This window comes from Bacillus niameyensis, assembly GCF_001375535.1.
Lineage (GTDB): Bacteria > Bacillota > Bacilli > Bacillales > Bacillaceae_C > Lederbergia > Lederbergia niameyensis.
In genome coordinates this window covers 1,834,617-1,847,583 of the sequence record NZ_LN831197.1, presented here as the reverse complement: position 1 = coordinate 1,847,583, position 12,967 = coordinate 1,834,617, and the positions used below count along the sequence as shown (strand labels likewise).

Sequence of the window (12,967 nt, the reverse complement as noted above, 5' to 3'; positions counted from 1 at the left end):
AGAGGCGTAAATTTGCTGAGTTTCCAAAAGATTACTGGGAAATGAGCATTATTGAAGATTTGGTATTTGTTTTCAAAACCTTTTCAAAAAAAGACATGCCAAAGAAGCGTCACATATTTATTTATTTTTTTAATAGGTTGTTTTTGTAAACATTGTTGCTTACCAGGACAGTGCTTGGTTGATTTCCGCTACAGTTGCTCGCTTTCCGCGGGGCGGGCGGTGAGCCTCCTCGGCGTAAACGCCTGTGGGGTCTCACCTGTCCCGCTGATCCCGCGACGGACAGGACGTCCTAGTGTCGGCGTTGGCCACAGGACGTGGCCGTCTTTAGCCGACCAGGAGTCTCGCACTTTCGCTACAATCAACCTTCAACGGATTTTGTTTTAAAATCAACAAACCCTTGGATAAGGTCCTTTAAAAAGATTTGGCTATTGAAGATAAAATATGACCGTTAAGGAAGGATAGCGCATCTTTTTGATGGGCATACCAGGCATCAATGTGTTGACACATCATAATGGCGTAAGTCCGTATATACCACATCTTTGTAGGCCGATGCCGACCAGATTCTAAGTGATAATCGACTTTTTCTCGTTTGTTTGAACGTTCTACCGATGTTCTTCTTTTATAAACGATCTTCCATTTTTCGGATGTTCTAGGAGTCTTAGTAAAAAGTCGAAGATTGTCTTTCCCAAAAGTATGGAATGTTCTTCCGTATTTGGCTGTAGAACAAGGGCTTTTACACGTATTTTTTGTACCACAAGCTAATGGACAACGCCATTTTTGCCTATTTTGCGATTTGTCATATCCGTTTGGTTTCATTTTAAGTTTTGCTGGACAAATAGGAACCCCTTCGGGGGATATCTGAATATCACTTTCCGTGCTGAAGTTTTTCTTGGTCCGGACGTTTAGATCAATGAAAGGCTCAATACGATAGTGATCTAGTAATTCATAAATGGGTTCAGCATCATGAGCGGCATCTAAAAGAATCTTACCAACCGTGCCCAAGGTATCACGTTGCGAAAATTCAATAGCACTGACAACAAGGCTGACAGAATCATGCCGGGAAGCAGGTTGAAGTCTTGGATACAACGATAAGTCGTATCGACTGACGCTAGTAGATAACATGTAGAGATGGTATCCGTTGAAGTACTTTTCCCGTGAACTGTCCCATCCTGAGTCGATGTCGGGTTGGGAGTAATAACGCGGATGGTCACATTTCGTAAGTCCTTGGGCACCGCAATCACAAATCCTTTTACTTCTGGGGTAGCTGGTTGTTTCTATAGGTGTGCCGTCTCCGACAACACCGAGATCGGTTAGATCTCCGAGTAATCCTAGGTTAGCTGATGTTTTAAGAAATTGAGATTGGAAATATTTAAACAGTCGATCTCCTGTTAGCTCCTTTTTCTTTGAGCCGTAGCGAAAAAAACGATCGACAAGCTTTCTTACGATTCCCGGACTAGATGGGGATGCTTTTTCTCCTTTTTTAGGCTTCTTCTTCCTTTTAGTTTTTTGGCGTTTTGGTTTGATAAAGGGTTTAACATTGGCGCTTTCCCTTCCCCATAAACGGTTGAAAAAGTCATAGAAAAGGTCCCTATACCGNTTGAAGAAGCATCAAAATAATGAGAATAATTCTGAGTTAGCTAAGATGGCTACGCAAACTCTTCGTCGTTTGGCACTGCTTCAGCAAAAAGGACACCTTGATATTTACGGTGATCAATCATTGGATAATTTTGCAGATAACGTATTCAATACCCAAATAACCCGTTTAAGAGTAACCCATGCCATTCTTTTAATCACGAATGATATCAAGCTTGGTCAGGATATTCTGTTGCTGAATCAATCACAGTCTGTCCGAGGAAAAAAAGTTCACGTTCAAAAAGTAGACCGTTTCGGCTTTTTGCAGAGAGTAAGAGCAGATGGTGAAACCGTTCAGAAGCCTCACGTTCAGTCTGAAAAGGCGGGAGTTACAGAAAAGGAAAAATTTAAATTAGCAACTAAGATTACTCCAGTCTCAGACCAAACAATGCATATAAACAAGTTGCCGGAGGCAGGAGATTATGTCCAAACCGATAAGAAGCGTCGTGTACACCTTCGCAAACAACTTGGGAGTGGCGGAGAAGGAACAGTTTATGCAACAGATGATAAAAATGTTGTTGCGAAAATTTATAAAAGAGAAAAGGTAACGGTAGAAAAGCATGAAAAATTGAAATTGATGGTTAGCAAACCTATTCAAAAAGAAGGAATTTGCTATCCCATTGATATTTTGTATAACGAATATAATGAATTTATCGGTTATACAATGCCTAAAGCGGAAGGAAAGGAATTAAAGCATTTCTTATTTATTCCGAAAAAGGTATTTGAAAACCGTCATCCAAATTGGACAAGAAAAGATTTAGTGAAACTGAGCTTAACCATTTTGGAGAAAATCGATTACTTGCAAAAAAGAAATATTATTCTAGGAGACATTAATCCTTTTAATATATTAGTTGTCTCACCAGAAGAAGTGTATTTAGTAGATGTGGATAGTAATCAGGTGGAAGGATTTCCATGTCCGGTAGGAACAGATAATTATACAGCTCCAGAAATTCAAGGGAAAAACTTTAAAGATTTTCTACGGACCTTTGGAAACGAATATTTTGCTGTTGCCACCCTTGTCTTCAGCATTCTTTTTCTTGGAAAATCCCCATACAGCCAAACAGGCGGAGATACAAATGCGGAAAATATAAAATCCATGGATTTCCCATATACTTACGGTCAAGAAGAACGAGCAGAAAACACTCCAAAAGGCCAATGGCGTTATATTTGGAGTAATCTTCCTTATCGGGTAAAAAAGGCTTTTTATCAAACATTTCAAAAGGGTCAGCCACATGCCAATGAATCTGATCGATTGAAAACGGAAGATTGGATTCAGATTATGAAAAAGTACTTCAGCGATCTTGATTCTGGGAGACTAGTACAACAAGATGAGATTGCGAACGATGTTTTTCCTAGTCGTTTCAAAATGATTGGTGATTCGAAACAGAATTTACAAAACTGTATTCTTTGTGACCAAAGCTATCAAAAATGGCAACTAACTAAAAATATTTGCCGCGGCTGTCTCAATAAAGGCGAAGAATACGGGTGTGCCCGCTGTGGCAAAGAGATGATTTTTACTAACTTTGAAAAGCATGTGAAGCACATGAAAAAGGGATTTGAACATTGTAAAGATTGTAACGCTCATTATAATAGTGAGTTCAAAAGTATTCAATGTTCCGATTGCCGAACCTATTTTTCTCTAACATATAGAGATAAAGAGTTTTATGATCAACGCGGATATAATTATCCTAAGCGTTGTCTAGATTGCAGACGTTCAAATAAAACGACATCTCATATACATAAAGATTATTCTCAGCCGGAGACAGAATCACGATCAAGTCAATCAACAAGGAGCAGTCGTCGCTGGTGCTTCTTAACAACGGTTGCCTGTGAATATTACGATTTAGCGGATAACTGCTATGAGTTAGAAACATTGCGAAGTTATCGTGACAATTGGCTGAATGCACAGACAGATGGACCGAGCATAATAAAGCAATATTATGAAGATGCACCTACAATTGTGAAATACATTAAACAAAGCGAGCAATATGAAGAACTTTGCATAATGATCATGCGACAATATATTCAGCCGTGTATACAACTCATTGAAAATAGTCAATATCAAGAATGCAAAAACCTATATATAGAAATGTTTAACCATTTAAAACAACGTACAACACAGGGGGAATAACATAATGGAAAAAAATCAGCTTATGCGCATGGAGGATTTATTAGATAACCCAACACCAAGAATTCCAATTTGTTTATGCCTTGATACAAGCTCATCTATGCTACGAATCGTTGGTGGAGAAACTAGAAACACTGGACGTACCGTCTTTCAGGATGGTCAGGAGTGGAACATCGTTGAAGGCGGAATTACGGCATTGCAAGAGCTCCAGGACGGCATAAACCATTTTTATAATGCTATTTCAGAAGATGAAGTAGCTCGATATGGCGCGGAAATTTGTGTCGTGACCTTTGATAGTAAAGCTCAAACGTTGGTTGATTATTCTACCATTGATATTCAGCCGGATCCGCCAGAACTGAAGGCAGACGGTACAACTTCTATGGGTGAAGGCGTTAATTTAGCATTAGATCTTTTAGAAGAACGAAAAAATGAGTACAGAGAAGCTGGTGTTGACTATTACCAGCCTTGGCTCGTATTAATGACAGACGGTGAGCCAAACGGAACAGAAAGTGAATTACGCCGTGCAATCGAGCGTACAAACAAACTTATTAATAATAGAAAACTTACTATTTTCCCAATCGGAATTGGTCCAGAAGCAGATATGAGTGTACTGGCAAAGTTTTCACCGAAACGGACACCATTACGCCTAAAAGGAATGAACTTTAAAGAGTTCTTCGAATGGTTAAGCCAGTCAGTAAGTACGGTATCGGACTCGATGCCAGGTGACTCTATCAAACTTAATGTAGATGGAATTAAAAGTTGGGGCGAAATTTAAGAGCAGGAGCATAACAGATATGTGGAGCATAATTGGTACAGCAGTCCAAGGAAGAGGACATGCAAAGAAAAATATTCCTGTACAAGACAAGATTTATTATAAACGAGGAGAGGTAACGGTCATGGCACTTGCTGACGGTGCTGGCAGTGCCTCTCTCTCTCATTACGGTGCAGAGCGTGTGACCGAAACAATTTGTGCATTGCTATACGATTGCTTTGATGACATTTTCGAAATGAATGAAGTGGAAGAAGCACAGCATATGGTCATGGATACCGTCTTAAATGAACTTCATCAGCTGGCGGAATCTCATCAGGAGCCTGTAAAAGCATTCGCATCGACTTTGCTAGCTGTTGCCGTAAAGGGAAACAATGTGCTAATCCTCCATTTAGGTGATGGAGAAATCGGTACAATTAAGCATGGAAAAAGGATGAATTTATCCTCTGCAGAAAATGGTGAATATGCAAATGCGACAATCTTCACGACATCACAGCATGCGTGGCGCCATTTGAGGTTATTTAAAAGTAGGGATGTCTCGTCCTTTTCTTCCTTCTTTCTAATGTCTGATGGAACGGCAGCAAGCTTGTATTCGAAAGAACGTAATTATTTTTCTCCTTTTATTAGCAAACTAGCTGAACAATCATCGATTCATAAGGAACAAGTATTGAATGGATTATTGGAAGAAAGCTTTGAAAATCTTGTGAAACAGAAAACTCAGGACGATTGTGCTTTGGTGATGATGACAATGGTGAATGAATCACCCTCCTACGCAAAATTGACAAGAAGTGATAAGGAGTTGCTCGTTCACTATTTGAACAATCCAAAACATTGCTCAATTAAAAAGTGGGATAAAATGACTGAACTCCTACAACAGCCTTTAACATTAAAACAACTTGCGAAAGCAATGCTTGTGAAAAGGTCTTATGTAAAAGCGAATGTCAATGCATTAATGAAGGCTGGAATGATCACCTATCAAAAAGGTAAATATTATTTAAACTAGGTGATTATTCTATGAAGATGATTAGAAAAAAATTAGTGAATCCGATCTTTGGTAGATTACAGATAAAAGGCAAGCTAATAAAGCTAAATGTGCATGGAAGCACCGAATCTACCTTTATTGTCCAAAGCTCCCATTTAGTAATGGAATCGGGAAATAACAGGATTCAGTTGGAGAAAACCGAAGAGGGTTCGATCGATCGAGTCATATTCCAACTAGATGGAGAGGAAGTGACTTTTGGCAGGCAAACTTCTTTTTCGGAACTGTTTGCCTGCATGGAATATCTATCTTTAAAAGATTACTGGAAAAATGACCAAACCATTTTCCTTTTCTACACTTTCATTCGAATCAGTGTATCTATTTTAGCTACTTCTCTATTGAAAGATACGAATACGGTTGATGAAGTCGTTAAGCATTTTGAAAAGGAACGAGAAATGACAACATTACTAGTTCAGTTATTGGAATCTGCGCAAATCGAGTATTCTAGCTATGTTGTGAATCAACGTGCAAAGTATTTATTACGATTGGGTCTTAATCCGAAAGAGAAATATGAGGGTAAGGAAATTCGTGAAGCAGGCAAAAAATGGATGCGTTTAACCCACCCTGATACGGAATTTGGAGATCCGGAATTATTTAAACAAATTAATGAAGCAACAACTTATTTATCTAAATGAAGCTATTTTCTTCGCCACAGAAGTGTCACTCTGTGGTTTTTTTCATTTTAATATAGAATATATTGATTTGAAGATACTAGAGTCTCATTGAAAAAATTTTTAACACCACAATATGTATTTTTTAGAGGAAGAAATATAGGTTAAGCTATCAAAATAAGAAGGGGTTTTCTTTAAACTTTATTTTTATATGATTGACGAGACACTCTTTGGTGTCGTATAATTTAGACACCAAAAAGTGTCTTATATAGACTCTCGGAATATAGAGGCGTAAATTTGCTGAGTTTCCAAAAGATTACTGGGAAATGAGCATTATTGAAGATTTGGTATTTGTTTTCAAAACCTTTTCAAAAAAAGACATGCCAAAGAAGCGTCACATATTTATTTATTTTTTTAATAGGTTGTTTTTGTAAACATTGTTGCTTACCAGGACAGTGCTTGGTTGATTTCCGCTACAGTTGCTCGCTTTCCGCGGGGCGGGCGGTGAGCCTCCTCGGCGTAAACGCCTGTGGGGTCTCACCTGTCCCGCTGATCCCGCAGGAGTCTCGCACTTTCGCTACAATCAACCTTCAACGGATTTTGTTTTAAAATCAACAAACCCTTGGATAAGGTCCTTTAAAAAGATTTGGCTATTGAAGATAAAATATGACCGTTAAGGAAGGATAGCGCATCTTTTTGATGGGCATACCAGGCATCAATGTGTTGACACATCATAATGGCGTAAGTCCGTATATACCACATCTTTGTAGGCCGATGCCGACCAGATTCTAAGTGATAATCGACTTTTTCTCGTTTGTTTGAACGTTCTACCGATGTTCTTCTTTTATAAACGATCTTCCATTTTTCGGATGTTCTAGGAGTCTTAGTAAAAAGTCGAAGATTGTCTTTCCCAAAAGTATGGAATGTTCTTCCGTATTTGGCTGTAGAACAAGGGCTTTTACACGTATTTTTTGTACCACAAGCTAATGGACAACGCCATTTTTGCCTATTTTGCGATTTGTCATATCCGTTTGGTTTCATTTTAAGTTTTGCTGGTGAATGACAAACTTAAGTATATGTGCAAAAGAATAACTTAGTTGATTGAAGTGGAAGGCGGCGACTCCTGGGGGATTAGCGTGACAGGTGAGATCCCGCAGGAGCGTAGCGACGAGGAAGCTCACCGCACGCCCCCCGGAAAGCGTCCGCCTGGAACGGAAATCAACGGTGGCGAGCTCTCGCGTAGTATGTAGATTATTCATCTCGTTCAATAGAGAATGAGCAATTTTACTAACAAAAAAATGAAATATCCCCCTATTAATAGTAGGAGGAGAAATAAAAAATTGGTATAAGAAAACCTTGTACCATCTTACTCGGTGAATGCCGAGAGTCTATTTATTAAAAAGGAGGGGAGCATTTTGAATAATACATATCAAAAACGTGATGTTTTTGTAGCTATTGCAGATCCTACAAGACGTAAATTAATAAGTTTGTTGGCAGTTGCAGACGAGTTGCCTCTTCACGAATTAACTGCCGAATTTCAAATGGGTCGTACTGCTGTTTCTAAACATTTAGCAATCCTAAAAGAAGCTGATTTAGTCACTAACCGTAAAATGGGTAGGGAAACAAGATATCGACTTAATGTAGCCCCCTTACAGGAAGTTAAAGATTGGTTATCCTTCTATGAGAAGTTTTGGGAAGAAAGAGCGAGATTACTAAAAAATATATTGGAGGAATAGACGATGGCTGATTTATCACTAGATTTTCAATTTAAAAGCTCCATCCATAAGGTGTGGGACGCTTTAACTAATTCGGATACTCTTTCAAAATGGATAATGGAAAATAATTTTAAACCAATTGTTGGACACAAATGTCAGTTTTGGAATGAGCACATTAATTTAATCGTGAACAGTGAAGTATTGGCCGTAGATAAGCCAAATAAGTTATCCTACACATGGGTAGGTGGGCCGATTAATACAGTAGTCACATGGACATTAAGACAAGAGGATGAAACAACTTATTTACACCTTGAACAATCTGAATTTAAGAAAGTAGATTATGCCTTCACTGGTGCAAAAAATGGCTGGGCGTACATGATTGAAGGCCTTAAAGAAGTGTTAGGCGAGGTATAAGATACGTTTAGTTTGAGCGACAATCGAATTGGATTTGAGAGACTGTTTAAAATAACCTTATGTTTATTACAGGAGGGAACGACATGGACGTTTTTGCTGACTTTTTAGCTGGAATTGATAACCCTTCACATCGAGAAAAAACAGAAGAAGTGTTCAATTGGATAAGAAGTAAATATCCTCAATTAAAGCCAGAACTTAAATGGAATCAACCGATGTTTACTGATCATGGTACATTTATTATTGGTTTTAGCTTATCTAAAAAGCATTTAGCTGTTGCACCTGAAAGAGTAACGATCGCTCACATAGAGGATGATCTTGAGAAGGCTGGTTATGACTACACAAAGGAATTAATTCGTATCCCTTGGAAAAGTCCAATTGAATACACATTACTTGAGAAAATGATCGAGTTTAATATTTTTGATAAAGCAAACTGCACCACTTTTTGGAGGAAATAAAACAAGAAAGCCTGTTTCTTAGAGGTTCGAAAGGAGTAATGTGCAATGAGTTTTTTTCAAGATGTTTTTTCAGTTTTTAAAAAGAGGGATTTACCTTTCATCGAAAGCTATAAAGAATCAGATGGGATATATAGCTTTTTATTTGAAAAAGAGAAAGATATGACTTGGAAAGCTGGGCAACATGGTTTGTTTACTATTACACATAAGAAACTAAAGAATCCTATACGACCATTCAGTGTGGCATCTGCTCCTACAGAGAATATTGTTAAAATTACAGTGGGTATTCGTGATGATGCAAGTGATTTTAAGAAGGCCATGTTAGAATTAAAACAGGGAATGACCGTAACTATGGCTGGTCCTGTAGGGTCCTTTTATATAAAAGGAGACAGTCCTGCAATCCTAATAGCAGGTGGAATTGGAATAACGCCATTTCGATCAATTGTTAAACAATTAGAGTCCGAAGGAAATCGGGGCGAGAAACCGGTACACTTACTCTATATAGATAGCGGAAAATTATATGTATATAAAGATGAACTCGATGAGATTGCTAATAATACATCAATAAGTGTAAATTACCTTGATTCGAGGGATGTTTTACACCAGGAGATAGATAAGTATATCAGCTTATATAAGAACGAAGGTAAGTACTATATTGCAGGACCGAAATCAATGGTGGATTCTATTTCAACCTATATACAAAATCATAATATTTCAAAACGAAACATTAAAAAGGATGCTTTTTTTGGCTATTAATTATGAAGGAAGAACCGTGCTATTTTGAGAAATTCCAAGGAGCCAGCAAACATTCAAGTGGAAAAAGAAAATGATTCCGTTATGATGAATCATTTTCTTTTTTCTTGAGTAAATTTATTAATTTATATAAATAGTGTGCCCCACGAAGTTGTTGTTCAATTTGGTAATCCATATATGCCAAAGAATCCATTGTAATTTTTCTTGCTTCGGAGATACTACGCTCGTTTATTTTTTCCATTACATCTCTTACGATATCAAGTAAGAAAACGGATGATTGGACGGTTCGTATGATTAATAGCCGCCGAATATCTTCGTGATTATACCTTCGATAGCCATTTTCAAGGTCTCTGTTCGGTGTAATCAATCCTTCCTTTTCCCAATGTCTAAGAGTCGACCCAGGCACTTCAATTTCTTGCTCGACTTCACCGATTGTATACCATTTTTTATTTCTTTTCTTTAAAAAACTTTCCATATTATCAGGTTTCAATATTTCTAATGCCTTGATGGCCTGTTGCTTTTTTTGGAATAATTCTGCTTGAACTTTATTTACTTCCCACAGAGCTTGCGTAAAGTTATTTTGTTGAATCATGGGCATGACTTTTCGAACAGTTGCCATCCCAAAACCGTGATACATTGCCCTTATGCATTGGAAATAAGCCTCATGTTCCTCCGTATAAATACGATATCCATTAGGCTTTCTCTGGGCTGGTGGAACAATACCCCATTCTTCATAATGACGTAGAGCACTTGTCCCAACATCTAATTTTCGAGCAATATCTACTGGTTTTAGTTCCATATGAACCTCCGAAAACTTAAAGATGATTTAAGATTAAATTAAAACATTAAAGCACCTTGACGAGTTTATTTACTTGAAACTCCATCATAATAGTAACATAGTAAGGAAAACCTTGCACTTGCATAAATGTTGTATGCTTAATTTAGAAGATGAAAAGGAGGGGTTAATTTGAACGATACCATTATCGTAAAAGGTGCCAAAGAAAATAATTTAAAGGATTTGTCCGTATCTATACCAAAAAATAAACTTATTGTTTTGACTGGTCCATCTGGCTCGGGGAAATCCACGCTTGCGAGCGATACATTATTTAAGGAATGCCAGAGACAGTATTTAGAATCTATGGGTTTGCAAGGAATAAGTAAGCCAAAGGTTGAGTCAATAAAAGGACTTTCCCCAGCTATTAGTATTAACCAACAAATTACAAATAGAAATCCCCGATCGACTGTTGGTACTATAACAGATATGTACACTAGTTTACGGATGATTTTTGAAAAGCTTGGAAAGAGAGAGTGTCCTGTTTGTCAGGGCGAAATCGATTCAACATTCAATTTAGGCGACATTGAGAAAGAAGATGGCAGTTTTAAAGAATATATTTTCTGCCCCGCTTGTCACCACAGGATGGAAAGGTTAACGCGCACCCACTTTTCTTACAATACGACTGAAGGAGCTTGTTCAACTTGTAAAGGTCTCGGCGAAACCGTTAATATTCATCAAGATTCTGTTTTTCACCAAGAACTGCCTATTGAAGAAGGAGCAGTAGATTTATGGAAAGGACGTTATGCAGATTATCAAATAATGATTGTAAAAGCTGCTTTTGAATATTTCGGTGTCCCAATAGAGGATAAGCTTCCCTTGCAAAATTACAGTTCTGCACAAAAAGCCATTCTCTATTATGGTGTTGAAAGTGACGAAGTAAAAGAGTACTTTCCTGAAGTCAAGCCTCCCAAGACGGTAGAAAAGGGAAAATTTGAGGGTGTCTTAACAGGGATGTGGAGACGGTTTGCAGAAAAGTCAGGTTCATCGGTTGAGGCAGAGCAATATTTTTATTCACAAGTATGTCCTGATTGTCTGGGGGATCGTTTAAATGAAACTAGCAGAAGTGTAACTGTTGAAAATAAAACGATTCCAATGTTAGTGAATCAATCATTGGAAGAGATGCTCAAATGGACTAATCATTTGGAGGGGAAATTAGGAAAGGAAAGCTACTTACTAGTTGAAACTTTCATTCAAGATTTAAAAACGAAACTTACTAGAATTCAAAAAATTGGACTAGGATATTTAACTTTAGACCGTCAAGTGATCACACTATCAGGTGGCGAAGCACAAAGATTAAGATTATCTGCCCTCCTTGATTCTGCACTAACAGGTGTGCTTTATATTATGGATGAGCCGACGGTTGGATTACATCCAAAGGATACGTTAGGTTTAGTTAGTGTATTAAAGAGGCTGAGGGAATTAGGTAATACAGTTTTACTAATAGAGCATGATGTGGATGTAATGAAAGAAGCTGATTACATTATTGATATTGGTCCAGGAGCAGGTAGTCTTGGTGGAACAGTAGTTGGACAAGGTACATTACAAGAATTGATGAATCAAGAAAACTCTGTAACTGGAAAATATTTACGTGAAGAAGATGCGATTAAGAAGACATACCGAGAAGGAACTGGACAAGGAATAACCGTTCATCATGCAAAAGTTCATAATTTAAAGGACATAACAGTTACTTTTCCGATTGGTTGTCTTACTGCTGTGACAGGAGTGTCTGGCTCAGGAAAATCATCCCTCGTTTTCGAGGTTGTAGCAAAAGGAAATGACAAAGTACATGTAGGATTTGAGCGTGTAATAGGACTAGAGCATTTCAATCAGATGATCATTGTTGGTCAATCTCCGTTAAGTAGGATGAAACGATCAAATATAGCTACGTATATTGATGTGTTTACACAAATACGAACAATATTGGCGAATGTTAATATAGCGAAAGAAAAAGGGTTAACCGCGAAGCACTTTTCTTTTAATACAGTAGGTGGACGCTGTGAAAATTGTCAAGGATTGGGCTTTGTAACAACAAACATGCTGTTCTTCCCTGATTTAGAGGTCGTTTGCCCAGCATGCCACGGTCATCGATTTCAGAAAGATGTTTTGACTGTAAAATATAATGGATACTCTGTTAATGACATTCTAGAAAGCTCTATTCTTGACTGTCTAACTATTTTTAAAGAGGAGAGAAAAGTAAAAAATGTTCTTGATTTGCTTGTTGAAATCGGCTTAGGCTACTTAAAGATGGGACAATCATTAACTACATTATCAGGCGGAGAAGGACAACGGCTTAAATTAGCAAAGGAACTACTAAAACAAGGGAATAAGAGTTCACTCTATTTGTTGGATGAACCAACAACTGGTTTACATCCAAATGATGTGACCCAATTATTAAAACTAATGAATCGACTTGTTGATGCCGGGAATACCGTTATTATGGTGGAACATAATAGCCAAATGATCAAAGGAGCAGATTGGATTATTGATTTAGGTCCCGAAGGTGGAGAAAAAGGTGGTCATATCATTGCCGAGGGAACCCCAGATACAATTAAGAAAAATCTGCAGTCTTATACAGGGAAGTATTTGTAACTGGAAAAGTACCGATAGTTGAATAGGGAT

At 37.8% G+C, this 12,967-nt stretch carries 12 protein-coding genes; 9 read left to right on the top strand and 3 right to left on the bottom strand.

The window, feature by feature from the left end; all coding sequences use genetic code 11:
- Window positions 1-411: 411 nt before the first annotated feature.
- Complete coding sequence (locus BN1243_RS22065) at window positions 412-1,377, bottom strand: transposase (protein ID WP_407638885.1); 966 nt, start codon at window positions 1,375-1,377, stop codon at window positions 412-414.
- 220 nt (window positions 1,378-1,597) lie between these two features.
- Here BN1243_RS22065 and BN1243_RS08875 point away from each other — a divergent pair, with 220 nt between their 5' ends.
- From BN1243_RS08875 to BN1243_RS08860, 4 genes are read left to right on the top strand one after another with little or no spacing between them, the layout of a single operon-like run.
- On the top strand, window positions 1,598-3,763 hold the full coding sequence (locus BN1243_RS08875; protein WP_062106072.1) for a CFI-box-CTERM domain-containing protein: 2,166 nt from the start codon (window positions 1,598-1,600) through the stop codon (window positions 3,761-3,763).
- A 4-nt stretch (window positions 3,764-3,767) separates the two neighbouring features.
- The gene (locus BN1243_RS08870) at window positions 3,768-4,535 is read left to right on the top strand and encodes a vWA domain-containing protein (RefSeq protein ID WP_062106070.1); all 768 of its coding nucleotides are present in this window, start codon (window positions 3,768-3,770) and stop codon (window positions 4,533-4,535) included.
- A gap of 19 nt (window positions 4,536-4,554) precedes the next feature.
- Complete coding sequence (locus BN1243_RS08865) at window positions 4,555-5,532, top strand: PP2C family serine/threonine-protein phosphatase (RefSeq protein WP_195892095.1); 978 nt, start codon at window positions 4,555-4,557, stop codon at window positions 5,530-5,532.
- An 11-nt stretch (window positions 5,533-5,543) separates the two neighbouring features.
- Complete coding sequence (locus BN1243_RS08860; RefSeq protein ID WP_062106066.1) at window positions 5,544-6,203, top strand: J domain-containing protein; 660 nt, start codon at window positions 5,544-5,546, stop codon at window positions 6,201-6,203.
- Window positions 6,204-6,815: 612 nt separating this feature from the next.
- Here BN1243_RS08860 and BN1243_RS21665 read toward each other — a convergent pair.
- The gene (locus BN1243_RS21665; RefSeq protein ID WP_084781784.1) at window positions 6,816-7,220 is read right to left on the bottom strand and encodes a hypothetical protein; all 405 of its coding nucleotides are present in this window, start codon (window positions 7,218-7,220) and stop codon (window positions 6,816-6,818) included.
- Between the two features lie 374 nt (window positions 7,221-7,594).
- Here BN1243_RS21665 and BN1243_RS08855 point away from each other — a divergent pair, with 374 nt between their 5' ends.
- The 4 genes from BN1243_RS08855 (at window position 7,595) to BN1243_RS08840 (ending at window position 9,516) form a co-directional block, all read left to right on the top strand.
- On the top strand, window positions 7,595-7,915 hold the full coding sequence (locus BN1243_RS08855) for an ArsR/SmtB family transcription factor (protein WP_062106064.1): 321 nt from the start codon (window positions 7,595-7,597) through the stop codon (window positions 7,913-7,915).
- A gap of 3 nt (window positions 7,916-7,918) precedes the next feature.
- Window positions 7,919-8,308, top strand: coding sequence for an SRPBCC family protein (locus tag BN1243_RS08850; protein WP_062106061.1), 390 nt, complete (start codon window positions 7,919-7,921; stop codon window positions 8,306-8,308).
- Between the two features lie 83 nt (window positions 8,309-8,391).
- Complete coding sequence (locus BN1243_RS08845; RefSeq protein ID WP_062106059.1) at window positions 8,392-8,763, top strand: iron chaperone; 372 nt, start codon at window positions 8,392-8,394, stop codon at window positions 8,761-8,763.
- A gap of 45 nt (window positions 8,764-8,808) precedes the next feature.
- Complete coding sequence (locus BN1243_RS08840; protein WP_062106057.1) at window positions 8,809-9,516, top strand: FAD-dependent oxidoreductase; 708 nt, start codon at window positions 8,809-8,811, stop codon at window positions 9,514-9,516.
- 79 nt (window positions 9,517-9,595) lie between these two features.
- Here BN1243_RS08840 and BN1243_RS08835 read toward each other — a convergent pair whose 3' ends face one another.
- Window positions 9,596-10,312: a MerR family transcriptional regulator gene (locus BN1243_RS08835; RefSeq protein WP_062106055.1), complete on the bottom strand. Its 717-nt coding sequence runs from the start codon at window positions 10,310-10,312 to the stop codon at window positions 9,596-9,598.
- Between the two features lie 168 nt (window positions 10,313-10,480).
- On the opposite strand from BN1243_RS08835, the gene BN1243_RS08830 reads away from it, so the two are divergent.
- Window positions 10,481-12,937, top strand: a complete 2,457-nt coding sequence (locus BN1243_RS08830; protein WP_062106053.1) for an ATP-binding cassette domain-containing protein — start codon at window positions 10,481-10,483, stop codon at window positions 12,935-12,937.
- Window positions 12,938-12,967: the final 30 nt, after the last annotated feature.

What these genes read in the sequence shown, in the direction of transcription:
- BN1243_RS08845 (WP_062106059.1), top strand. Translation starts at nt 8,392, where the DNA reads ATGGACGTTTTTGCTGACTTTTTAGCTGGAATTGATAACCCTTCACAT.
- BN1243_RS08870 (WP_062106070.1), top strand. Translation starts at nt 3,768, where the DNA reads ATGGAAAAAAATCAGCTTATGCGCATGGAGGATTTATTAGATAACCCA.
- BN1243_RS08860 (WP_062106066.1), top strand. Translation starts at nt 5,544, where the DNA reads ATGAAGATGATTAGAAAAAAATTAGTGAATCCGATCTTTGGTAGATTA.
- BN1243_RS21665 (WP_084781784.1), bottom strand. Translation starts at nt 7,220, where the DNA reads ATGAAACCAAACGGATATGACAAATCGCAAAATAGGCAAAAATGGCGT.
- BN1243_RS08840 (WP_062106057.1), top strand. Translation starts at nt 8,809, where the DNA reads ATGAGTTTTTTTCAAGATGTTTTTTCAGTTTTTAAAAAGAGGGATTTA.
- BN1243_RS08865 (WP_195892095.1), top strand. Translation starts at nt 4,555, where the DNA reads ATGTGGAGCATAATTGGTACAGCAGTCCAAGGAAGAGGACATGCAAAG.
- BN1243_RS08835 (WP_062106055.1), bottom strand. Translation starts at nt 10,312, where the DNA reads ATGGAACTAAAACCAGTAGATATTGCTCGAAAATTAGATGTTGGGACA.
- BN1243_RS08850 (WP_062106061.1), top strand. Translation starts at nt 7,919, where the DNA reads ATGGCTGATTTATCACTAGATTTTCAATTTAAAAGCTCCATCCATAAG.